Raw genomic sequence first — 21,026 nt, forward strand, 5'->3', positions numbered from 1 at the left:
TTGCGCTCATGTCACGCTCCGGGGCGAATAGACCCAACGTCCGACCCGGCGGGTGGCGGAGTTGCCGACGATGACCACGGTGCGCATGTCAGCCATTTCGGGCGTGGCTTCGCCCAACGTGACGGTCGTGAGGCGCTGCTCGGGGGTCGAGACGGCGCGGGCGAAGGTGACCAGTCGGTCGGGGCCGCATTCCTGAAGCAGGGTGGCCAGGGCTTTCGTGAACCCCTGGGGACGTGAGGCCGAACGGGGGTTGTAGAAGGCCATCGCGAAATCGGCACGGGCGGCATGGCGGAGGCGGGTTTCGATCACCTCCCAGGGTTTCAGGTTGTCGCTGAGGTTGATGCAGCAGAAATCATGGCCGAGCGGCGCACCGGCGGCGGCGGCGGCGGCGAGCATCGCGGTGATGCCGGGCAACACGCGAATGTCCAGGGCCTGCCAGTCCGTACGGCCTTCCAGCGCCTCGAAGACGGCGCTCGCCATGGCGAAGACGCCGGGGTCGCCCGAGGAGACGACTACAACTTTCCGGCCAGCAGCAGCCATTTCCAGCGCTGCGCGGGCGCGGTCAAGCTCCACCCGGTTGTCGGAGGGGTGCAGGGTCAGGCCTTGCCGCGGGGCGACGCGGGCGACGTAGGGGATGTAGCCGACCACGTCCGTTGCTTCGGCCAACGCGGCGGATACTTCGGGAGTGACCAGACGGTCGTCCCCCGGCCCGAGGCCGGCAATGGCGAGCCAGCCGCTCATTCCAGGATCTCCGGGCGGCGACCGTGGCCGTGGACGAGGACGATGGCGAAGTAGGGGCAGTCGTTCGGGTCGACCTCCGCCAGCCGGGCGACGCGCTGGTTGGGCATCGTGCCGCGTTCGACGAGCCAGGCCTGCTCCAGCCGACCCGTCCGCTCCAGCGCGCGGCGGACGCGGGGCAGGTTGCGGCCGGTCTTCATCACCACCAGCGCGTCGGCATTCGACATGTGGCGCACGAGGTCCTCTTCGGGCAGTGTGCCCATGAGGACTGTGAGCACGTCATCGCCCCAGGTGATCGGCGTGTCGGTGGCGTTCCAGCAGCCGGTCATGCCGGTGATGCCGGGGATCACTTCCACGGTCACGCGGCCCTGCAGGCGGGAATGGAGGTGCATGAAGCTGCCGTAGAAGAAGGGGTCACCTTCGCAGAGGACGACAACATCCTCGGTCGCGGCAAGGGTGGCAAGGCGGTGCGCCCAGTCGTCGTAGAAATGCGCCAGAGCGTCGATGTAGCCGGGGCTGTCGAAGGGAAGCTCGGTCGTGACCGGGTACTCCATCGGATATTCGATGGCCTGCGGGTTCAGCATGCCTTCCACGATCCGGCGGGCCTGTCCCGCGCGGCCTTCCTTGCGGAAATAGGCGACGTGCTTCGCCTGTCCGATGGTGCGGGCGGCCTTGAGGCTCATCAGGTCCGGGTCGCCGGGGCCGAGGCCCGCACAGATCACGCGACCCATGGTCATTCCTTCCGGGAGGCCAGCGCGTTGACGGCGGCCACGGTGATGGCCGACCCGCCGAGGCGACCCTTGACGATGACGGATGGCGCGGGCGGGGCCGCCATCAGCGCGTCCTTCGATTCAGCCGCGCCGACAAAGCCCACCGGGCAGCCGATGATCGCGGCGGGGCGCGGGCAGGCGGGGTCTTCCAGCATGTTGAGAAGGTGGAAAAGCGCCGTGGGAGCGTTGCCGATGGCGACGATGGATCCAGCGAGATGGGGGCGCCAGAGTTCCAGGGCGGCGGCGGAACGGGTGTTCTGCATCTCCTTGGCCAGCGCGGGGACCTTGGGGTCGTGCAGGGTGCAGATGACCTCGTTGTTCTTGGGCAGCCGGGCGCGGGTGATGCCTTCGCTGACCATGCGCGCGTCGCACAGGATCGGCGCACCGTCTTCCAGCGCGGCGCGGGCGGCGATGGCCATGCCGGGGGTGAAGTGGATATGCGGGGCAAGCTCCACCATCCCGGCGGCGTGGATCATGCGGACGGCGACGATCTCTTCCTCGGGCGTGAAGCGGGCGAGCTCGGCCTCTGCCCGGATCATGGCGAAGGATTGCAGGTAGATCGCGGCGCCGTCGGTTTCATAGGTGTGGGGCATTCGGGGCCTTCAGGTGGTCGAGGATCGCCTGCGGGGAAAGGTTCCGCTGGCTGGGCGTGTCATGGGCAGTGCCGTTGCGGATCAGGTCGTAGCCCTGGCCGGTGGCGGTGAGGGTTGTCTCGGCAGCGCTGGGATGAGCGCAGCCCTTTGCGCAGCCGGAGATGTGGAGGCTCTGCGCGGCCGCGAGGTGAGGGGCGAGCTTTCGGGCGAGGGTCCGCGTATCGCCCAGGGCCTGCGGGCAGCCGGGAGCCCCGGTGCAGGCGGTGATCCTGAGGATCGGGTCTGACGGGTCGGTGATGAGGCCGGGGATGGCCGGGAGTTCGGTCGCGCCGACAATCAGCAGCATGCGCCACGGGGTCGGGCGGATCTCGTGGCCGAGGGCGGCGAGGGCGTGCAGCGTTTCGGCCTGAATCTGGCCGAAGGCGAGGGCGACCAGGGCTCCGTCAGGATAAAGGCCGGGTGTCGGGGTCGGCAGCGGCTCGGCGGGGGCGAGGGTGCAGCCCGGTGGAACGGTGCCCTTGGCGATGAGGGCAGCCATGCGGCCCCGGCCGTTGGTGATGCCGCCGCTCTGGACGAACCAGTTGGCCATCGCGATGGCGTCCTGGGCGAGGTCGGTGACGGATTGGCCAAGCGGGTGTCCCTCGGGGCGCAGGATCAGGCGGCCGTCCGGGCTGCGTTCGACGCGGATGTCGACGGAGGCTTGGGTCAGGACGGGGCGCGGGCCGGTGTCGAGAGCGAAGCCGAACTTGCCGGGGAGTTTGGGCATCCGGGTGAGGGCGGCGGTGAGGGTGGCGGCGAGTTGGGTTGTCTCGGCGTCGCGGAAGGGCGTGACGATGAGGTTGCGCAGGGATTCCGTTTCGATGTCGGGGTCGATGAGGTTTTGCGCGCGGAGGTCGTCGATGAGGCGGGGGTGCGAGACCTCGGTCACGCCGCGCAGTTGCAGGTTGGCGCGGGCGGAGAGGTCGATGATGCCGTTGCCGTGGGTTTTGGCGGCTTGCGCAATGGCTTGGGCCTGTTGTGGGGTCAGGCGGCCCAAGGGAGGGCGGATGCGCACGACGAGGCCGTCGCCTGATTGCATCGGGCGGAGGGCGCCGGGGCACCAGCCCTTGATCTCCCAGGCGGTCATGCGGCTCGCCCCCGGCTTGGGTCGGTTCTCGAAATGAGCGCTGACGCGCAAGCCTTTTGTCTCGCCTCTGCGCGCGAAGGGCGCGCAACCGGCTCGGACGTGCCTCCGGCGGGGATATTTGGGAACAGGTGAAAGGGCTTGGTCATGCGGCACCGTCCAGCCTTGCGGCGATGGAGTTGCGGCGGGTCTGCCAGAGTCCTGCGTCATGGAGGCGGCGGAAGAGGTCTTCCATGGCTTGAAGGGCGGCGGGGTTTTCGCGGGCGAGGAAGTCGCGGACCTCGTCGCGGCCGAGGGTGGCGTCGTGGTAGAGATCGAAGAGATGCGGCGGGACGACCTGCGCGAGATGGGCGAAGGCGGCCATGTGGTCGAGCGTGGCGGCGATCTCGGCTCCGCCCCGGAAGCCGTGGTTCATCATGCCTTCGGCCCAGTGCGGGTTGGCAGCGCGGGCGCGGACGACGCGGGCGATCTCCTCGGTGAGGGTTCTTGCATGGGGTGTGTCGGGGCGGGTGGCGTCGAGGTGGTAGAGGGTGGGTTTGGCTCCGCCGAGCTTGGCGACGGCGGCGGCGAAACCTGCCTCATGCGCGGCGTAGTCGGCGGCGATGAGGACGTCTGTTTCGGGGAGGTCCTGGGCGTGGACGAAGCTATCCGCCGAGAGGACGCGGGCTTCGAGGGCGGCGCGAGCCTCGGTGGACTGTCCGTCGGAGCCGATGGCCCAGCTTGAGGCGTTGAGCCAGGCTTCGCCTGCCGCCTGGCGTGCTTCGTCGGTGAAGGTGTCGGCGGCGGTTCCCATGCCGAGGCCGTAAAGGCCGGGCTTGGGGCCGAAGACGCGGGCTTCGCGGGCCGTGTAGGGGTTGTCTTCGGGGGTTTCCTCGCGCTGGCTCAGGGCCTCGGCCCCGGCTTCGAAGAGTTGCGCCAGCGTCGGGAAGACGTCGCGGAAGAGGCCGGAGACGCGGAGGGTGACGTCGATCCTGGGGCGGCCAAGGATTGCGAGGGGGAGGATTTCGAAGCCGGAGACCCGTGCCGACCCTTCGTCCCATTTCGGTGCAAGGCCTGCCAGGTGGAGGGCCATGGCGAATTCCTCGCCCGCCGTGCGCATGGTGGCGCTGCCCCAGAGGTCGACGACAAGGCCGCGCGGGTAGTCGCCGTGGTCCTGCAGGTGGCGGCGGATCAGTTCCTCGGCGAGTTTGACGCCCTGGGCATGGGCGTTGCGCGAGGGGACCGCGCGGGGGTCGACGGAGAAGAGGTTGCGGCCCGTTGGCAGCACGTCGCTGCGGCCCCGGTTCGGAGACCCTGCCGGGCCGGGAGGGACGCGGTGGCCGTTCAGGGCGGTAAGGAGGCCTTGGGTTTCACCTTGCCCATCGCCGAAGATGTGGAGGCCCTGGCCGAACTGGCTTTCCTTCAGGTCGCAGACGAAGCGGTCGATGCGGGTGATCGCCTCGGCGGGGGTGGCGTTGGCGGACAGGCCGAGGTCAGCGGCGACACCGGAGGCGGAGGCCTCATCGCGGATGGAAGCGATCAGACGGGTGCGGCGGGCGGGGTCCAAGCCGTCGGCGGTGGAGTATTCGTCGAGCAGGCGTTCGAGGCGCTGGAGTTCCGGGGGGACCACGCTTTGCGCCAACGGAGGGGGCAGGTGTCCGAGGGTCACGGCGCCAATGCGGCGCTTGGCCTGGGCGGCCTCGCCGGGGTCGTTGACGATGAAGGGGTAGATGACCGGGGTGGAGCCGATGAGCGCCTCGGGCCAGCAGGTGTCACTGAGGGCGACGGATTTGCCCGGAAGCCACTCCAAAGTGCCATGCGCGCCCATGTGGATCAGGGCGTGGAGGCCCTGCGACCGGAGCCAGAGGTAGAAGGCGACATAGGCGTGGCGCGGGGTGCGGGAGAGGTCGTGGTAGTCGTTGTCCCGCTGGGTGACTTCGCCGCGTTCGGGTTGGAGGGCGATGACGGTGTTCCCGCGACGGGTGGCGGGGAAGTGGAACTGGCCTTGGTGGACTGAGGGGTCGGAGGCGGGGTCGCCCCAGGCCTCGGTCGGGTCTTGGCGGAGGGGTTCCGGGAGGGTTGCGAGGGCGGCTTCGTAGGCTGAGAGGGGCCAGGTGAGAGTTTCGGTCAGCGCCTGCGGTAGGGGTTGGCCTGCGGTGACCCGGTAGCCCTCGGCGGCAAGGGTTTCGAGGAGGCGGTCGGTCGAGGCCAATGCGTCGAGGCCGACGGCGTGGGCCATCTGATGCGCGCGGCCGGGGTAGGTGGAGAGGATGATCGCCAGGTGACGCTCTGATGCGGGAGTGGTGGCGAGGCGGTGCCAGTGTTTTGCGCGGTCAACGACGGCCTGGATGCGTGCGGTGTCGGCGCGGTGCGCGAAGCGGGAGAATTGCAGCTCGGGGTGGCGTTTGCCGGGGGACTTGTGGCTGACGATCCCGGCGAAGAGGCGGCCGTCGACTTCCGGCAGCACGACGTGCATGGCGAGGTCGGCGGGCGACAGGCCGCGGTCGGAGGTCTGCCAGTCGCGGCGGCGGGCGGTGGAAAGGGCGACCTGGAAGACGGGGCATCGGGCCGCGTCGAAGGGCGTCGCGCCGTCGTCCGCTTTGGCGGAGAAGGCGGTGGCGTTGAGGATCGCGACCGGGGGTGCCGCGGTCAGGTGGGTTGACAGCCAGTCGGCAACGCCGGGGGCCTTGAGGCTTGGGGCGAAGGCGCCGTAGGCCGCGAAGCCCTCGGCGCGGAGGGTTTGGATCAGCGCGTCCACGGGGCTCGTGTCGCCGGAAGTCAGGTAGCTGCGGTAGAAGGTGACGAGGACCGGGTTCGAGCCTGCGGGTGCAGGCGAGACGCCCTTTTCCGGATCGTAGAACCCCATCTGCGGCACGGTCTTTTCGCCCATCACCGGAGCGGCATAGATGCCTGCGGCCAAGGCGAGTTGAGCCAGAGCGGCATGGGCAGCGACGGCCCCGCCTTCGTCGCAGAGGGCCTGCAACCGGCGGAGGGTGGAGACGGGGAGGGTCGAGAGTTCGTCGAGCCGCGGATCGGGGCGGCCGTCGGCGGGGAGGATGGCGAGGGCCGTGCCGTTGCGGCGGGCGAGGTCCTGCAGGGTGGAGAGGCCGTAGGGCCAGTAGGCCTCGCCCCCGATCAGGCGGACCAGGATGGCCTTTGCGCCCGAAAGGGTGCGCTCGGCGTAGGTATCGACAGAAATCGGGTGCTTCAGCGCGATGATGTTGGCGAGGCGGACGGTGGGTTGGAAACCCACCCTACGGGCGCGCTCATACCCCGCGGTGAAGGCCCCGAGGTCGCTGTCAGAAAAGCTGAGGACCACCAGGTCGGCCGGGTCCTGGCCGGGGTCGAAGGGGGTCTCGGTTTCCTCCAGCCCGTGGCTTTCGCGGAAGACGACGTGCATCAGGTCCTCCCAGGGGAGGTGCCCCCCCACCCCAACCCTCCCCCACGGTGGGGGGAGGGAGGCGCTTGGTGCCTGCGGGATGGGAAGGGACGGGTCACGGCTGTCAGGCCCCCAGGACCTTGCGGATGGCCGCCTCGTCGATGTCGTCGTGCTCGGCGATGACCACCAGCTGTGACTTGCGTGGCTCGGCCCCCCAGGGGCGGTCGTACTGCATACGGACGCGGGCGCCGACGGCCTGGACGAGGAGGCGCAGGGGTTTCCCGGCGACGGTGACGTGGCCCTTTACGCGGAGGATGTGCAGTTCTTCGGCCAGCCGGACAATGGCGGCGGACAGGGCCTCGGGGTCGGTCACCTCGGGCAGGTCGATGACGACGCTATCGAAGTCGTCATGCTCATGGTCGTCCTCGCCGTCGTGGTGCGAGGGGCGCGACGCGAGGTCGTCCTCGGCGGCGGCGTTGAGGCCAAGGATCACACGGGGGTCGATCACGCCGTCGGTCATCGGCAGCATCGGGACCGGGCGGTTCATCTCGGCGGCGATGACCTCTTTCGCAGCGGCGAGGCCTGCATCCCCGGCGAGGTCGGCTTTGGACAGCAGGATCAGGTCAGCGCAAAGGATCTGGTCTTCGAAGACTTCCGACAGCGGGGTCTCGTGATCGAGAGAGTCATCGGCGGCGCGTTGGGCCTCGACAGCCTCCACGTCGGGGGCGAAGCGGCCGGCGGCGACGGCTTCGGCGTCGGCCAGCGCGATGACGCCGTCGACGGTGATCTTCGACCGGATCGCGGGCCAGTCGAAGGCCTTGAGGAGGGGTTTCGGCAGGGCGAGGCCCGAGGTCTCGATCAGGATATGGTCGGGGCGCTGGGGCATGGCCATCAGCTGCTCGATCGTCGGGATGAAGTCGTCGGCGACGGTGCAGCAGATGCAGCCGTTGGCGAGTTCCACGATGTTCTCGACCGGGCAGTTTTCGTCCGCGCAGGATTTCAGGATGTCGCCGTCGACGCCCACGGTGCCGAACTCGTTCACGAGGATCGCAAGGCGCTTGCCCTGCGGGTTCTGCATCAGGTGGCGGATCAGCGTGGTTTTTCCCGCGCCAAGAAAGCCGGTGATCACGGTCACGGGGATTTTCGTCAGATCGGTCATTCGGCGGCCTCTTGCAGGGGGTGGGGCGGGATGCGGGCGATGGATTGCTTGCGGAAGACGGTGGGGCGGTCGCGCCAGGGGACGATTCCGTCTGCGGTGGCCGCGTATTTCCCGGCGCCTTCGATGATTGCGGGGACGTCGTCAAGGGTAAGGCGGCCGTAGACGTAGGACCAGGCACCGGGTTTGGTGAGCGATACGGCGCAGCCGGTGTTGCAGGCAGACAGGCACTCCACCCCGACGATGCGGACGCCCTCGGGCGCAGGTTCGGCAAGCAGGGCGGCGTGCAACTGGGCACCGGGGGGCAGGTCGCCCTCAGGCACCGGGTTCCCGGCCTTGCAGGTGGTGCAGACGAAAAGGGTCGTGCCCATCGGTGCCTTCCAAAAGGCGAAAAGGGTGGGCCAGCGAGGGGCGGGGACACCGCCGATCACCGGTCGCGGAACACCCCGTCCGCCGGTTACCTTCCACGCTGGCAGGTCTCCCGGCTTGCGGATACGGGGTTTCCCCCACAGCCCCCGCCTTCCCGGCTGATCGCCAGTGGCCATGGGACCTCTCCGGTCACGGTCGCGGGGGCGGCTGCTGTGGGTCGCTTCCGACCTGTCGCATTCCCTCTTCGCCTGTCATAAACAGGAACCAGCGCCAGCCCACCTGAGCCATGGCACCCCCCCTTGTCAAGGACACGACCGACCATGACCGATCCCGTTGCGACGCCCGAAGTGGATGACCTTGCCCGGCATGCCTCGAAGATGGCCAAGAAGAAGGCCGCGCGGGACAAGATCATGGCGGGGAAGGAGGGTGAGAAGGGGCTGATCATCGTCCACACGGGCGCGGGGAAGGGGAAGTCCTCCAGCGGCTTCGGGATGATCCTGCGCTGCGTGGCGCACGGGATGCCGTCGGCGGTGGTGCAGTTCATCAAGGGGGCCTGGGATACCGGCGAGCGGCGGTTGATTACCTCGCATTTCAGCGACCTCTGCCAGTTCCATGCGATGGGCGAGGGGTTCACCTGGGAAACGCAGGACAAGACCCGCGACATCGCGGCGGCGAAGGCGGGGTGGGAGAAGGCGAAGGAGATTATTCGGAACCCGGAGGTCCGCATGGTGTTGTTGGATGAGATCAACATCGCGCTGCGGTATGACTACCTGGATATCGGCGAGGTGCTGGAGTTTCTGAAGACCGAGAAACCGCCCTTGACTCATGTGGTTCTGACGGGTCGGAATGCGAAGGAAGAGCTGATCGAGGCGGCCGATCTGGTGACCGAGATGACGCTGGTGAAGCATCCCTTCCGGTCCGGGATCAAGGCGCAGCCGGGGGTGGAGTTCTGATTTGTCCACGGTGGACAAACGCTGGGACCATCTTGGAATCAAGGACTTGGTCGCGGACGTTAGGGAATTGGAAAGAATTTGGCAGGAGATGGAATGATGCGGAAAACGGGTCTGGCACTGGTGCTTCTGATGACGGGCCTCATGGCCTCGGGCTGTGCGCCGCTGGTTATCGGCGGGGCTGCGGCGGTGGTAGCCGATGAGGCGGTGGAGCAGGACAAGGGCGGCGACGGGCTGTTCTGACCGAAGTCGGGGCAGGCCCCGACCTACTTGGTTGGGCGTCGGTCTGAGGCCCGACCTTCGGACGGTGCGCTGTCGCGCAGCCTACTCCGGACGGCTCCGGGTTTTTCGCCACTCTGCCGGGGGCGTGCCGAACTGGCGTGTGAAGGCGCGGGTGAAGGCGGCTTCGGTGCCGTAACCGGCTCCGGTTGCAATGGTGATGATCGGGTCGGGAGTGGACGCAAGTGCCTCGGTAGCGAGGTAGAGGCGCCAGTCGCGCAGGTAGCGCATGGGCGAGGTGCCGAGAAGGCCCGTGAAGCGCGCGGTGAGGGCGGAGCGGGAGGTGCCGGTCGCCTGCGCCAGCGCGGGTAGGCTCCAGTCACGGGTGGGCGCGTCGTGCAGCGCGAGGAGGGCGCGTGACAGCGTGGGGTCGAGGATCGCGGCCAGCCAGCCCTTGGGCGCCGGGGTCTGGAACTGGCGGCGCAGGATTTCCAGGAAAGCGAGTTCGGTCAAGCGTTCGAGAATCGGGCCGCCGCCGGGTTGGGGCTGGTCAACCTCGGTTACGATCTGGGCGATGGTGCCGGAGAGCCAGTCGTTTTGGCCTGCTGTCCGCAAATGGATGAACTCGGGCAGCGCGGCGCGGAACGGGGCGAAGCCTGTCGCCTGACATTGGACATAGCCGCAGAGGATGCGGACCTGTGGACCTGGCGCGGGGTAGTGGAGCGTTGGGGTCGCGGGCCAGGGCTGTGCCGGAAGGTCTCCGCCGGGGTCGATCAGCCGACCGCCCTCGCCCGCGCCAAGCATGTGCGGTGTGCCGAAGGGGAAGGCGGCGATGTCTCCGGTTTCAAGTATGGTGCGACGTCCATGCAAGTCGACCCAGCAGGGGCCGGCGGCGACGATGTGAAAGCCGATCGCGTCCTTCGGTCGCCACGGCGCGGGGGTGGCGTCGGTGGTCCAGTCGCCCTGCGGCATGAAGCAGTATTGCAGTGAGCCGGAGATGCGGATGCGGCGCAGGGCCTGGGAGAGGAGCTGCGCGGTCTCTGGTAGATCGGTCAAGGATTTCGGCGGGTCGGCCAAAGACGGAAGGCTCCTGCTTCGGGCAATGAGGGGGCATCGAAACCCATGCATTGCACAGGAGATTATCATGGCAACGGGCAGCGACAAACTTGTGGTGGTGATGACGAACGGGATTGCGAGCGAGTTGTCTTCGGTCGGGTTCACTATCGCCAATGGCGGGCTCACGGCGGGGCTGCAGGTCAGTGTCTTCCTCACCTCGAACGCGGTGGACCTGGTGCGGAAGGGTGGGCAGGCGATGACGCATGTGCCGCCCCTGGACCCGCTGGCGGCGCTGATCGCCGACTTTCAGGCGCGGGGTGGGGTGATCTGGGCCTGCCCGCCCTGCGTGAAGGCGCGGGGCTATGGGCCGGAGGACTTGCTGGACGGTGTGGTGATCCAGGGGGCCAGCGCCATGCATGCCGAGATCAAGGCCGGGGCGGCGGTGGTGTCGTTCTAGGCGCTACGCCTCGGGCGGTAGCATGGCCTGGAGGGTTGAGAGGTGGTCGGCCTCGGACGCGGGTTTGTCGCTGCGGATGCGGTTGATGCGGGGGAAGCGCATCGCGACGCCGGATTTGTGGCGGGAGGAGCGGTTGAGGCCCTCGAACGCCACCTCCACCACGCGGGTGCGGGCGACGGAGCGGACGGTGCCGAAACGCTCGACCGTGTTGTTGCGGACGAAGCGGTCGAGTTCCTTCAGTTCCTCGTCGGTGAAGCCGAAATAGGCCTTGCCGACGGGGACGAGGTCGTCGCCGTTCCAGACGCCGAAGGTGAAGTCGGAGTAGAAGCCGGAGCGTTTGCCGTGGCCGCGCTGGGCGTACATCAGGACGGCGTCGATCAGGTGGGGGTCGCGTTTCCATTTGAACCAGGGGCCCTTCATGCGGCCGGCGAGGTAGGGGCTGTCGCGGCGCTTGATCATCACGCCTTCGATGACGTCGGCGGGCGGGTTCAGGCGGAGGGCGGCGAGGTCGTTCCAGGTGGCGAAGTGCAGGTTCGGGGACAGGTCGATGCGGGGGCCGAGGTTTGCGACGGCCTGGGTCAGGGTCGCGCGGCGGGCGTCGTAGGGCTGGTCGCGCAGGTCCTGGCCGTTCCAGATCAGGACGTCATACAGGCGCAGGCCTGCGGGGTGGGAGCGGAGCATGGCGGGGGTGACGGTCTTGCGGTTCAGACGCTGCTGGAGGTCGCCGAAGCTGGCGATGTCGTCGCCGCGGCGGACAAGGAGTTCGCCGTCGAGGGCTCCGTCGAAGTGCATCAGGTCGAGGACATCGGGGAAGGCGGGGCTGATGTCCTCTCCGGTCCGGGAATAGAGCCGCCGGGTGCCGCCGTCGCTGACGGCCTGGACGCGGATGCCGTCCCATTTCCATTCGGCGGCGTAGTCGGCGGGGTCGAGGGCGGAGAGCTGGTCGAGGTCGGTGGGGGTGGAGAGCATCACCGGGCGGAAAGGCGCGCGGGCGGCGGCTTCGGGGCGTGGGGCTCCGCCAGCCCAGGCGAAGAGGTCGAGGTAGGGGGGCGTGAGGGCGTGCCAGATCTCCTCGACCTCGGGGAGGGGAAGGTTGGCCCAGGTGGCGAAGGCGGTGCGGGCGAGGCGGGCGGAGACGCCGACGCGCAGCGCGCCGGTGGCGAGTTTCAGGTAGGCGTAACGTTCGGAGGGGCCGAGGCTGTCGAGCCGGGCGGTGATCAGCGCCGGAAGGCGGGTCTTGGGGGTGGTCGCGAGTTCGTGGACGACTTCCGACAGAGGCGGGTCGGAGCGGGTGCCTTCGGGCCAGATCAGCGAGATCGTCTCGGCCAGATCGCCAACGAAATCATAGCTGTAGGTGAAAAGCTGAGCATCTACTCGCGTTTCGGTCAGGCCGCGGAGGAGGCTTGGGGTGACCTGTCGCAGCTTCAGATCCCCGGTCAGGGCGGCGAGCATCAGGCCGCGCTGGGGGTCGGTCTGTTCGGCGAAGGCGGTGGTGAGGAGGCGTTCCTTGCCCAACCGTTGCGGCGTGAAGGCGAGGCGTTCGAGGAGGGTGGCGAAGGCTGAAAGGCTCATTCCGCTTCATCCTCGTAGCCGACGAGGTGGAGGGGTTTCGCGGCGCGCTGGGTCACCTCGCACCAGCGCATCAGGGCGTCTTCGCGGCCGTGGGTGATCCAGACTTCGGACGGGTTAAGCTCGGTGATGGTGGCGGTAAGGTGGGGCCAGTCGATGTGGTCGGAAATGATGAGCGGCAGTTCGACGCCGCGCTGGCGGGCGCGGGCGCGGACCTGCATCCAGCCGGATGCGAAGGCGAGGACCGGGTCGGGGAAGCGCTGGGCCCAGGTGGCGGCGAAGGCCGACGGGGGCGCGATGATGATGGCTCCGGCGAAGTCCGACTTCTTGCCCTCGGTCGCGGGGCGGAGGTCGCCGAGGTCAATGCCTTGCGCGACGTGGTAGTCGCAGAGGCGCTGCAGCGCGCCGTGGATGTGGATGGGAGCGTCCCACCCTGAGGCCCGGATGGCGGCGATGACGCGCTGGGCTTTGCCAAGGGCGTAGGCTCCGATCAGGTGCGCGCGTTCGGGGAAGGCTTCGACGCTGGCGAGGAGCCGGGCGATTTCCACTTGCGGTGGGGGGTGGCGGAAGACGGGGAGGGCGAAGGTCGCCTCGGTCACGAAGATGTCGCAGGGGACGGGTTCGAAAGGGGCGCAGGTGGGGGTGGGGACGCGGGCGTAGTCGCCGGAGACGACGATCTTTTGGCCCGAGCCTTGCACCGCGATCTGGGCCGAGCCGAGGACGTGGCCTGCCGGGTGGAAGGAGACGGTGACCTCGCCGATGCGGGTGGGGTCGGTGTAGGGCTGGCGTGCGTTGGTGAAGTCGTCGCCGTAGCGGATCGCCATGATGTCGAGCGTTTCCCGGGTGGCCATGACGGCGGCGTGGCCGGGGCGGGCGTGGTCGGAATGGCCGTGGGTGACCAGCGCTCGGGGGACGGGGGGGGGGGGGTCGATGAAGAAATCGCCGCCCGGGCAGTAAAGCCCCTCGGGTCGCGGGATAAGGAGGGGCGGTCGGGCCATTCGGGTGTCCAAGCGGTGCGGGGGCGCCGATGCAAAGGTGTGGCTTTGCGCCTGGGTGTCAACGCGTTTGGCGTCGCGGGATTCCTGTGGGGTGGGGTTAAGGGAGTGGTTGACGTTGGTCTGATCGGGTGCGGCCGGGGGCAAAACTTTTCGAAAAGTTTTGGAAAATCCTTCGAAGGATTTTCGCCCCAGTCAGCCGTCCCGCTTAGACGGCAAGAAGTTCCACCGCGACGCCCTGGCCGACGCCGACGCAGAGGGTGGCGAGGGCTGATTGGCCCCCGCTTTCGGACAGACGGCGGGCGGCGGTGGCGGTGATACGGGCGCCGGACATGCCGAGGGGGTGGCCCATGCTGATGCCTCCGCCCCTGGCGTTCAGCTTCGGGTCGGCGTCGTCGAGGCCCCAGGCGCGGGTGCAGGCGAGGACCTGGGCGGCGAAGGCCTCGTTGAGTTCGATGACGTCCTGTTCGGCGGGCGGTTTCGCGCCGCGGGCGACCAGGCGTTCGACGGCGGCGATGGGGCCGATACCCATGATCCGGGGGGCGACCCCGGCCGAAGCGGCGCGGCCGATCCGGGCGAGGGGGGTGAGCTTGTGGGCGCGGACGGCTTGCGCCGAGGCGAGGAGGATGGCGCAGGCGCCGTCGTTGATCCCGGCGGCGTTGCCTGCAGTCACGGTGCCGGGGGTGCGGAATGGGGTGGGGAGCGCGGCGAGGCGGTCCAGCGAGGTGGCGCGGGGGTGTTCGTCGAGGTCGACCATCGTCTCGCCTGACCGGGAGCGGAGGGTGACGGGCAGGATGTCGGCGCGATGCCAGTCGGCGTCGTAGCGGTCCTGCGAGCGGAGCGCGTAGGCGTCCTGGTCGGCGCGGGGGATGGCGAAGTCCTCGGCGACGTTCTCGGCGGTTTCGGGCATCGAGTCGATGCCATGCGCCTTGGCGATGCGCTGGTTGATGAAGCGCCAGCCGATGGTGGTGTCGTAGACCTCGGCCTGCCGAGCGAAGGCGGTTTCGGACTTGGGCATTACGAAAGGCGCGCGGGTCATGCTTTCGACGCCACCCGCGATGACGAGGTCGGCCCCGTCGCGGATGGCGCGGGCTCCGGCGATCACCGCATCCATGCCCGAAGCGCAGAGGCGGTTGACGGTGAGGGCGGGGACAGAGTCGGGAAGGCGGGAGAGGAGGACAGCCATGCGGGCGACGTTGCGGTTGTCCTCGCCGGCCTGGTTGGCGCAGCCGAGGATGACTTCGTCGATGCTGAGGCCGGGGTGCAGGTCGAGGAGGCCGTCGATGACATGCGCGGCCATGTCGTCGGGGCGGATGGTGGCCAAGGCCCCGCCATAGCGGCCGATGGGGGTGCGGCGCATGGTGCAGAGGAAGACGTCGTTGGTCATGCGGTCAGTCCATCCGGGGGTGGCAGGTAACGGGTCTTGAGGTGCGGGGGCGCGGCCTGTTCCAGGCGGGCGAGTTCGGCGGCGATGGTCGCAGGGCCGTGCGCTTGCAGGCAGTCGAACGGGCCACGCGGCAGGTTCAGGCCTAGTTTCAGCGCGGTGTCGATGCCGTCGCGCGTCGTGCCGCCTTCGGCGAGCAGCCAGGCGGCTTCGTTCGCAAGGGTGGCCTCGATGCGCAGGACGATGGCGGGGGCGTCCTGTGGGGCCGGGGGCAGAGGGTCGGGGTGGACGAAGCCGCGTCCCGTCTTCCGGCCAAGGGTGCCGCTGGCGACCTGGGCGCGGAGGGCGTCGAAGACGTGATAGCGCGGGTGGCCGTCCATGGCGCGGTTCAGGCCTTCGGTCGCGGCGAGGTTGATGTCGGCGCCGATCAGGTCGATCAGGCTGAAGGGGCCTAGGCGGTAGCCTGCCTGGACCATGGCGGCGTCGATTTCTGCCGGGGTGCGGCCTTCTTCCATCAGCGCGAGGGCCTCGCCGTAGAAGGGCCGGGCACAGCGGTTGACGATGAAACCGGGGCGGTCGGGGCAGTCGATCACGGTCTTGCCCGTGGGCTGCATCAGCGCTCGGGCGGTGTCGAGGGCCCGCGGGGCGGTGCCGGGATGGGCGACGAGTTCGACCAGTTTCATCGCCGGGGCGGGGTTGAAGAAGTGGAGGCCGATGATGCGGTCGGGGTGTTTGAGGCCCTGCGCAATGGCGGCGACGGAGAGGGAGGAGGTGTTGGTGGCGAGGATCGCGTCAGGTGCCATGACCTGTTCCAGCGCGGCGAAGAGGGACTGCTTGGCGGGGAGTTGTTCGATCACGGCCTCGATGGCGAGGGCGGCCTGGCCCATGGCTTCGGGACCGTCGACGATCTGGACGCGGGAGCGGATCGCGTCGCGGTCGATGGAGGAGAGTTTTCCGGCCTCGACGCGCGGGGCAAGGGAAGTGGCGATGCGGTCGAGTGCGTTGGCTCGGGCGGGTTCGTGGCTGTCGGTTGCCAGCACTGTATAGCCAGCGGCGGCGAAGACTTGCGCGATGCCGAGGCCCATGGTGCCGAGGCCGATGACGGCGACGGCGGTCATTTGCCCTGGAACCCCGGCTTGCGCTTTTCGCGGAAGGCGCGGATGCCTTCGGCCTTGTCGGCGGTGTCGAGGAGGGACTCGAAGGCCTGGCGTTCCTGGGCGAGGGCCAGCGCAGCCTCGGCCCCCGCGACGAGGGCGGCTTTGGCGGCCATCAGGGCGAGGGGGGCGCGGTCGGCGAGTTTGGCCGTCAGCGTGGCAGCTTCGGTCACGGCGTCGTCGGCCAGGTGTGAGGCGAGGCCCCAGGCGAAGGCGGTGGGGGCGTCGATGATTTCGCCGGTCAGCACCATTCGCGAGGCGCGGGCGGGGCCGATCCGGGACATCAGGCGCTGGCCGCCACCCGCGCCGGGGATCAGGCCCAGGTTCGTTTCGGGCAGGCCGAGGCGGGCAGTGGGGCCGACGACGAGGAGGTCGGACATGAGGGCGAGCTCAAGTCCACCGCCCAAGGCAAAGCCCTCCACGGCGGCGACCAGCGGTTTGGGGAAAGCGCGGATCGCGGCCCAATGCGCCTTGCGGGGGTCGGTTGCGCCTTCGGCGGTGGTCTTCGTCTCGATCTCGGCAATATCGGCCCCGGCGGCGAAATTGCCCTCGGCGCCGTAGAGCAGCACGGCTCGGCAGTCGGGCGTAGTGGCCAGCCGCTGCAGCGTCGCGGCGAGATCGGCCAGAAGCGCGGTGTTCAGCGCGTTCCGGGCGGCGGGCCGGTTCAGCACCAGCCGCGTCCATGCGCCTTCGCCGATTTCAAGCAGATGGGTCATGGCGGCAGTTTGGAAGAACCAGGGATTTTTTCAAGCATAAAAGTTTTAAGCTTGAAATTATCAGGAGCGATGTCAAAGTTGCAGCAGCAACGGGAGCACCGGGACATGAAGATTCTTTGCCTCGGCGGAGGGCCGGCGGGACTGTACTTCGCCATTTCGATGAAGCTGCGCGATCCGGCGCATGACGTGACCGTGCTGGAGCGGAACAAGGCCAACGACACCTTCGGCTGGGGTGTCGTGCTGTCGGATGATGCGCTGGGCCGGATGCAGAAGAATGACCCGGTGTCGGCCGAGGCGATCCGGGGCAATTTCGCCTATTGGGACGACATCGCCGTGGTGCATGACGGGGTGCGGACGGTGTCGGGCGGGCATGGCTTTGCCGGGATCGGGCGCAAGGCGATGCTGGTCCTGCTGCAGGCCCGCGCGCGGGAATTGGGGGTGCGGCTGGAATTCGAGACGGTGTTCAAATCCGCCGAGGAATACCGCCGTGAGTATGACCTTGTCGTCGGCTGCGATGGGATCAACAGCCTAGTGCGCGGCGAATACAAGGAGGTGTTCCGGCCTGACATCGACACGCGCAAGTGCAAGTTCGTCTGGCTGGGGACGCACCAGAAGTTCGACGACGCCTTCACCTTCATCTTCGAGAAGACCGAGCACGGCTGGGTCTGGGCGCATGTCTACCAGTTCGACGACAACACCGCGACGTTCATCGTCGAGACCCTGCCTGAGACCTGGGACAAGTTCGGTTTCGCCGACATGTCCAAGGAAGAGACGGTCGAGACCTGCCGGAAGATTTTCGAGCGGCATCTTGGCGGGCATGAGCTGATGTCGAACGCGGCGCACCTGCGGGGGTCGGCAGTCTGGATCCAGTTCCCGCGGGTGATCTGCGAGAAGTGGTATCACGAGAATGTCGTCCTGATGGGCGATGCGGCGGCGACGGGGCATTTCTCGATCGGGTCGGGCTCGCGGCTGGCTTTCGACAGTGCGATTGCGCTGGCCGAGTACCTGCATTCCGAGCCGACGATGGAAGACGCCTTCCGCCGCTATCAGGACGAACGCCGGGTCGAGGTGCTGCGCTTGCAATCGGCGGCGCGCAATTCGCTGGAGTGGTTCGAGCAGGTTGAACGTTACCTGGACATGCCGCCGATCCAGTTCGCCTATTCGCTTTTGACCCGGTCGCAGCGGATCAGCCATGAAAACCTGCGGCTGCGCGACCCGGAGTGGCTGGCCAGCGCCGAGGCCTGGTTCCAGCGCCAGGCGGGGGGCCGTGAGGGCCGCCGCCCGATGTTCGCGCCGTTTCAGCTGCGCGACATGCGGCTGGAGAACCGGATCGTCGTCTCGCCCATGGCGCAGTACAAGGCGGTGGACGGCTGCCCGACCGACTGGCATTTCACCCATTATGCCGAACGCGCCAAGGGCGGGGCGGGGCTGGTCTACACCGAGATGACCTGCGTGTCGCCTGAAGGGCGGATCACGCATGGGTGCCCCGGGTTCTACGCGCCGGAGCACGAGGCTGCCTGGAAGCGGCTGGTCGATTTCGTCCATGCCGAGACGGCGGCGAAGCTGTGCGCGCAGATCGGCCATGCCGGGCGGAAGGCCTCGGTCCAGTTGCCCTGGGAGGAGGATGAGATGCCTCTGCGCCAGGGGGCGTGGGAGACGATGGGGCCGTCGCCGCTGCCCTGGTCGCCGGAGCATCCTGCGCCCCGGGAAATGACGCGAGCCGATATGGAGCGGGTGACGGCGGAGTTCGTGGCGTCGACGGAAATGGCATTGCGGGCCGGGTTCGACATGGTGGAGCTGCACGCGGCCCACGGCTATCTGATTTCCAGTTTCATCAGCCCCCTGTCCAATCATCGGACCGACAGCTATGGCGGATCGCTGGAGAACCGGATGCGCTGGCCGCTGGAGGTTTTTGCCGCAATGCGGGCGGTCTGGCCGGCGGAAAAGCCGATGTCGGTCCGGATTTCCGCCACCGACTGGGTGGGCCGTGACGGGGTGACCCCCGAGGATGCCGTTGCCATCGCCCGGATGTTCCATGCAGCCGGGGCGGATATCATCGACGTGTCGGCGGGGCAGACCTCGACCGATGCCAAGCCGGTCTATGGCCGGATGTTCCAGACCCCGTTCAGCGACCGGATCCGCAACGAGGCCGGCATCGCCACGATGGCGGTCGGCAACATCACCGAGGCGGATCAGGTGAACTCGATCCTGCTGGCAGGGCGGGCCGACCTTGTGTGTCTGGCGCGTCCGCATCTGGCCGATCCCTACTGGACGCTGCACGCCGCGGTGGCGGCGGGAGACAGCGGTACGGTCTGGCCGAAGCCCTACCGGGCGGGGCAGAGGCAGGCCGAACGGCTGGCCGAGCGCGCAGTAGAGGTGATCCGGGCATGAGCGGGGCGCTTGATCCGCGTGTCCGGCGGGTGCTGATCACCGGTGGGGGGACTGGGGTTGGGGCCGACCTCGCGCGCGGGTTTGCGGCTGAGGGAGCCGAGGTGGTGATCTGCGGACGGCGGGAAGCCCCCCTGCGCGCGGTGGCCGTGCGGACCGGGGCGCGGGTGATCCTGGCGGATGTGACGGACGAGGGCGAGGTGGCGCGGTTGTTTGCCGAGGCGGGGCGTTGCGACGTGGTGATTGCCAATGCGGGGCAAGCAGACAGTGCGCCGTTCGCCCGCACCTCTCTGGAGCAATGGAACCGGATGCTGGCGGTAAACCTGACCGGCGTGTTCCTGACCTTTCGTGAAGGCTTGCGGCAATTCGACGGCTGGGGGCGGCTGCTGGCGGTAGCTTCGACCGCCGGGCTGAAGGGCTATGCCAAGGTCGCGCCCTATGCGGCGGCCAAGCATGGGGTGATGGGCATGGTGCGGTCGCTGGCGCTGGAGGTTGCGCGGGGGCCGGTCACCGTGAACGCGATCTGCCCCGGGTTTCTGGACACCGACATGACGGTCGAAAGCATCCGCATCATCAGTGAGAAGACCGGACGCAGCCTGGACGAGGCGCGGGCTGCGCTGGAAGCCTTGAGCCCGCAGAACCGGCTTTATCGGCCTGACGAGGTCACCTCGGCCGCGCTGTGGCTGTGCGGGCCGGGGTCGGATGGGGTGAACGGGCAGGCGATCACCATTTCCGGGGGTGAGGCATGACCGAAGGGTCGAAGCGGCGGCTGAAGCTGTGGATCCGGCTGTTGTCGGTGACCCGGGGGGCGGAATCCTCGCTGCGCGAATTCCTGCGGGTGCAGCACGGGTCGACCCTGCCGCGGTTCGACGTGATGGCGACGCTGTATCGCCGGAAAGAGGGCTGCAGCATGAGCGAGCTGAGCCGGATGCTGCTGGTGTCAAACGGCAACGTGACGGCGGTGGTGGACCGGCTGGAGGCCGACGGGATGGTGGAGCGCCGCCCGTCCGAGACCGACCGGCGCACGGTCTTTGTCAGCCTGACGCCGCAGGGGCTGCAGCATTTCGAGGCGCTGGCCCGGGACCATGAGGCGGAGGTCGCGAAGATCTTCGCCGGGCTGGACGATGCGGATGTCGATACGCTGACCGAAATCCTGAAGAGGGCGGCAAAGCGATGAGCCTGTTGACCAAGACCGAACTGGCGGGGCTGAAGCCCGCGCATTTCCTGTGGGAGGTCGCGGACCGGGTGGGCACCATCCGGCTGAACCGGCCCGAGCGGAAGAACCCGCTGAGTTTCGAAAGCTATGCCGAGCTGCGCGACCTGTTCCGGGCGCTGGTCTATGCGACGGACGTCGATGTGGTGATCTTTGCCCCGAATGGCGGGAATTTCTGCTCGGGCGGGGATGTGCACGACATCATCGGCCCCTTGGTCGGGATGGAGATGAAGGACCTCTTGGCCTTCACCCGGATGACGGGCGATCTGGTCAAGGCGATGATCGGCTGCGGCAAGCCGGTGATCGCGGCGGTGGACGGGGTCTGTGTAGGGGCGGGCGCGATCATCGCGATGGCCTCGGATCTGCGGCTGGCGACACCGGGGGCGAAATGCGCATTTCTGTTCACGCGCGTCGGGCTGGCGGGCTGCGACATGGGGGCCTGCGCAATCCTGCCGCGGATCATCGGGCAGGGGCGGGCGGCAGAGCTGTTGTACACTGGCCGCGTCATGCGGGCGGAGGAGGGCGAGCGTTGGGGTTTCTGGAACGCGCTGCATGCTCCGGAAGGGTTGGAGGACGCGGCGATGGGGCTGGCCCGGCAGCTGGCGGCGGGGCCGACCTTCGCGCATGGCATCACCAAGACCCAGCTGAACCAGGAATGGAACATGGGGCTGGAGCAGGCCATCGAGGCCGAGGCGCAGGCGCAGGCGATCTGCATGCAGACCCGCGACTTTGAGCGGGCGTACCGGGGGTTCGTTGCCAAAGAGCAGCCGGTGTTTCAGGGTGACTGACCCGGGGGGCTTCGCGCCCCCGGACCCCCG

The 21,026-nt window shown here is 68.4% G+C and carries 20 protein-coding genes and 1 riboswitch; of the genes, 7 read left to right on the forward strand and 13 right to left on the reverse strand.

From position 1 onward, the window contains the following. Positions 1-6 precede the first annotated feature (6 nt). The 7 genes from cobJ to E8M84_RS02330 all read right to left on the reverse strand — a co-directional run bounded on the left by cobJ (position 7) and on the right by E8M84_RS02330 (position 8,109). Positions 7-741: a precorrin-3B C(17)-methyltransferase gene (gene cobJ / locus E8M84_RS02300; RefSeq protein ID WP_137109554.1), complete on the reverse strand. Its 735-nt coding sequence runs from the start codon at positions 739-741 to the stop codon at positions 7-9. Next, a complete protein-coding gene (locus E8M84_RS02305; protein WP_137110805.1) occupies positions 738-1,469 on the reverse strand; it encodes a precorrin-2 C(20)-methyltransferase in 732 nt (243 codons plus the stop codon). The genes cobJ and E8M84_RS02305 overlap by 4 nt, the downstream gene beginning before the upstream one ends. Before the next feature lie 2 nt (positions 1,470-1,471). After that, the gene (locus E8M84_RS02310) at positions 1,472-2,101 is read right to left on the reverse strand and encodes a precorrin-8X methylmutase (protein WP_137109555.1); all 630 of its coding nucleotides are present in this window, start codon (positions 2,099-2,101) and stop codon (positions 1,472-1,474) included. Further along, complete coding sequence (cobG, locus tag E8M84_RS02315) at positions 2,085-3,227, reverse strand: precorrin-3B synthase (protein WP_137109556.1); 1,143 nt, start codon at positions 3,225-3,227, stop codon at positions 2,085-2,087. Before cobG ends, E8M84_RS02310 begins: the two co-directional genes overlap by 17 nt. A gap of 142 nt (positions 3,228-3,369) precedes the next feature. Further along, the gene (cobN, locus tag E8M84_RS02320) at positions 3,370-6,603 is read right to left on the reverse strand and encodes a cobaltochelatase subunit CobN (RefSeq protein WP_137109557.1); all 3,234 of its coding nucleotides are present in this window, start codon (positions 6,601-6,603) and stop codon (positions 3,370-3,372) included. A gap of 103 nt (positions 6,604-6,706) precedes the next feature. Beyond that, the gene (gene cobW, locus E8M84_RS02325; RefSeq protein ID WP_137109558.1) at positions 6,707-7,741 is read right to left on the reverse strand and encodes a cobalamin biosynthesis protein CobW; all 1,035 of its coding nucleotides are present in this window, start codon (positions 7,739-7,741) and stop codon (positions 6,707-6,709) included. Then, positions 7,738-8,109 (reverse strand): DUF1636 domain-containing protein, encoded by a 372-nt coding sequence (locus E8M84_RS02330; RefSeq protein ID WP_137109559.1) that lies wholly within the window; start codon positions 8,107-8,109, stop codon positions 7,738-7,740. The genes cobW and E8M84_RS02330 overlap by 4 nt, the downstream gene beginning before the upstream one ends. 82 nt (positions 8,110-8,191) lie before the next feature. Further along, positions 8,192-8,391: riboswitch (cobalamin riboswitch) on the reverse strand. 36 nt (positions 8,392-8,427) lie between these two features. Between E8M84_RS02330 and cobO the strand changes: the two genes are divergently transcribed. Both cobO and E8M84_RS21385 read left to right on the forward strand, forming a co-directional pair. Continuing rightward, on the forward strand, positions 8,428-9,060 hold the full coding sequence (gene cobO / locus E8M84_RS02335; protein WP_137109560.1) for a cob(I)yrinic acid a,c-diamide adenosyltransferase: 633 nt from the start codon (positions 8,428-8,430) through the stop codon (positions 9,058-9,060). Between the two features lie 93 nt (positions 9,061-9,153). Further along, entirely contained in the window at positions 9,154-9,300 is a 147-nt protein-coding gene (locus tag E8M84_RS21385; protein WP_170971824.1) for a hypothetical protein, read from the forward strand. Between the two features lie 81 nt (positions 9,301-9,381). Here E8M84_RS21385 and E8M84_RS02340 read toward each other — a convergent pair whose 3' ends face one another. After that, a complete protein-coding gene (locus E8M84_RS02340; protein WP_205914556.1) occupies positions 9,382-10,332 on the reverse strand; it encodes an AraC family transcriptional regulator in 951 nt (316 codons plus the stop codon). Between the two features lie 88 nt (positions 10,333-10,420). On the opposite strand from E8M84_RS02340, the gene E8M84_RS02345 reads away from it, so the two are divergent. Beyond that, the gene (locus E8M84_RS02345) at positions 10,421-10,789 is read left to right on the forward strand and encodes a DsrE family protein (RefSeq protein ID WP_137109562.1); all 369 of its coding nucleotides are present in this window, start codon (positions 10,421-10,423) and stop codon (positions 10,787-10,789) included. 3 nt (positions 10,790-10,792) lie between these two features. Here E8M84_RS02345 and E8M84_RS02350 read toward each other — a convergent pair whose 3' ends face one another. The 5 genes from E8M84_RS02350 to E8M84_RS02370 all read right to left on the reverse strand — a co-directional run bounded on the left by E8M84_RS02350 (position 10,793) and on the right by E8M84_RS02370 (position 16,607). Further along, positions 10,793-12,361 carry a cisplatin damage response ATP-dependent DNA ligase gene (locus E8M84_RS02350; protein WP_137109563.1) on the reverse strand — a complete coding sequence of 523 codons (1,569 nt, stop codon included), beginning with the start codon at positions 12,359-12,361 and terminating at the stop codon, positions 10,793-10,795. Then, positions 12,358-13,356: a ligase-associated DNA damage response exonuclease gene (locus E8M84_RS02355; protein WP_137109564.1), complete on the reverse strand. Its 999-nt coding sequence runs from the start codon at positions 13,354-13,356 to the stop codon at positions 12,358-12,360. Before E8M84_RS02355 ends, E8M84_RS02350 begins: the two co-directional genes overlap by 4 nt. A 205-nt stretch (positions 13,357-13,561) precedes the next feature. Further along, the gene (locus tag E8M84_RS02360; RefSeq protein WP_137109565.1) at positions 13,562-14,740 is read right to left on the reverse strand and encodes an acetyl-CoA C-acyltransferase; all 1,179 of its coding nucleotides are present in this window, start codon (positions 14,738-14,740) and stop codon (positions 13,562-13,564) included. Next, complete coding sequence (locus E8M84_RS02365) at positions 14,737-15,855, reverse strand: 3-hydroxyacyl-CoA dehydrogenase NAD-binding domain-containing protein (protein WP_137109566.1); 1,119 nt, start codon at positions 15,853-15,855, stop codon at positions 14,737-14,739. Before E8M84_RS02365 ends, E8M84_RS02360 begins: the two co-directional genes overlap by 4 nt. Continuing rightward, the gene (locus E8M84_RS02370; protein WP_137109567.1) at positions 15,852-16,607 is read right to left on the reverse strand and encodes an enoyl-CoA hydratase-related protein; all 756 of its coding nucleotides are present in this window, start codon (positions 16,605-16,607) and stop codon (positions 15,852-15,854) included. Before E8M84_RS02370 ends, E8M84_RS02365 begins: the two co-directional genes overlap by 4 nt. A gap of 105 nt (positions 16,608-16,712) precedes the next feature. Between E8M84_RS02370 and E8M84_RS02375 the strand changes: the two genes are divergently transcribed. From E8M84_RS02375 to E8M84_RS02390, 4 genes are read left to right on the forward strand one after another with little or no spacing between them, the layout of a single operon-like run. Beyond that, positions 16,713-18,998, forward strand: a complete 2,286-nt coding sequence (locus E8M84_RS02375; protein WP_137109568.1) for a bifunctional salicylyl-CoA 5-hydroxylase/oxidoreductase — start codon at positions 16,713-16,715, stop codon at positions 18,996-18,998. Next, positions 18,995-19,744 carry an SDR family NAD(P)-dependent oxidoreductase gene (locus tag E8M84_RS02380; protein ID WP_137109569.1) on the forward strand — a complete coding sequence of 250 codons (750 nt, stop codon included), beginning with the start codon at positions 18,995-18,997 and terminating at the stop codon, positions 19,742-19,744. Before E8M84_RS02375 ends, E8M84_RS02380 begins: the two co-directional genes overlap by 4 nt. Further along, positions 19,741-20,172 carry a MarR family winged helix-turn-helix transcriptional regulator gene (locus E8M84_RS02385; RefSeq protein ID WP_137109570.1) on the forward strand — a complete coding sequence of 144 codons (432 nt, stop codon included), beginning with the start codon at positions 19,741-19,743 and terminating at the stop codon, positions 20,170-20,172. Before E8M84_RS02380 ends, E8M84_RS02385 begins: the two co-directional genes overlap by 4 nt. After that, positions 20,169-20,996 (forward strand): enoyl-CoA hydratase family protein, encoded by an 828-nt coding sequence (locus E8M84_RS02390; RefSeq protein WP_137109571.1) that lies wholly within the window; start codon positions 20,169-20,171, stop codon positions 20,994-20,996. Before E8M84_RS02385 ends, E8M84_RS02390 begins: the two co-directional genes overlap by 4 nt. Positions 20,997-21,026: the final 30 nt, after the last annotated feature.

Source organism: Rhodobacter sp. SY28-1, from assembly GCF_005222785.1.
GTDB lineage: Bacteria > Pseudomonadota > Alphaproteobacteria > Rhodobacterales > Rhodobacteraceae > Tabrizicola.

Coding starts and splice junctions, on each gene's coding strand:
- cobJ (WP_137109554.1), bottom strand. CDS start 741: ATGAGCGGCTGGCTCGCCATTGCCGGCCTCGGGCCGGGGGACGACCGT.
- E8M84_RS02305 (WP_137110805.1), bottom strand. CDS start 1,469: ATGGGTCGCGTGATCTGTGCGGGCCTCGGCCCCGGCGACCCGGACCTG.
- E8M84_RS02310 (WP_137109555.1), bottom strand. CDS start 2,101: ATGCCCCACACCTATGAAACCGACGGCGCCGCGATCTACCTGCAATCC.
- cobG (WP_137109556.1), bottom strand. CDS start 3,227: ATGACCGCCTGGGAGATCAAGGGCTGGTGCCCCGGCGCCCTCCGCCCG.
- cobN (WP_137109557.1), bottom strand. CDS start 6,603: ATGCACGTCGTCTTCCGCGAAAGCCACGGGCTGGAGGAAACCGAGACC.
- cobW (WP_137109558.1), bottom strand. CDS start 7,741: ATGACCGATCTGACGAAAATCCCCGTGACCGTGATCACCGGCTTTCTT.
- E8M84_RS02330 (WP_137109559.1), bottom strand. CDS start 8,109: ATGGGCACGACCCTTTTCGTCTGCACCACCTGCAAGGCCGGGAACCCG.
- cobO (WP_137109560.1), top strand. CDS start 8,428: ATGACCGATCCCGTTGCGACGCCCGAAGTGGATGACCTTGCCCGGCAT.
- E8M84_RS21385 (WP_170971824.1), top strand. CDS start 9,154: ATGATGCGGAAAACGGGTCTGGCACTGGTGCTTCTGATGACGGGCCTC.
- E8M84_RS02345 (WP_137109562.1), top strand. CDS start 10,421: ATGGCAACGGGCAGCGACAAACTTGTGGTGGTGATGACGAACGGGATT.
- E8M84_RS02350 (WP_137109563.1), bottom strand. CDS start 12,361: ATGAGCCTTTCAGCCTTCGCCACCCTCCTCGAACGCCTCGCCTTCACG.
- E8M84_RS02355 (WP_137109564.1), bottom strand. CDS start 13,356: ATGGCCCGACCGCCCCTCCTTATCCCGCGACCCGAGGGGCTTTACTGC.
- E8M84_RS02360 (WP_137109565.1), bottom strand. CDS start 14,740: ATGACCAACGACGTCTTCCTCTGCACCATGCGCCGCACCCCCATCGGC.
- E8M84_RS02365 (WP_137109566.1), bottom strand. CDS start 15,855: ATGACCGCCGTCGCCGTCATCGGCCTCGGCACCATGGGCCTCGGCATC.
- E8M84_RS02370 (WP_137109567.1), bottom strand. CDS start 16,607: ATGACCCATCTGCTTGAAATCGGCGAAGGCGCATGGACGCGGCTGGTG.
- E8M84_RS02375 (WP_137109568.1), top strand. CDS start 16,713: ATGAAGATTCTTTGCCTCGGCGGAGGGCCGGCGGGACTGTACTTCGCC.
- E8M84_RS02380 (WP_137109569.1), top strand. CDS start 18,995: ATGAGCGGGGCGCTTGATCCGCGTGTCCGGCGGGTGCTGATCACCGGT.
- E8M84_RS02385 (WP_137109570.1), top strand. CDS start 19,741: ATGACCGAAGGGTCGAAGCGGCGGCTGAAGCTGTGGATCCGGCTGTTG.
- E8M84_RS02390 (WP_137109571.1), top strand. CDS start 20,169: ATGAGCCTGTTGACCAAGACCGAACTGGCGGGGCTGAAGCCCGCGCAT.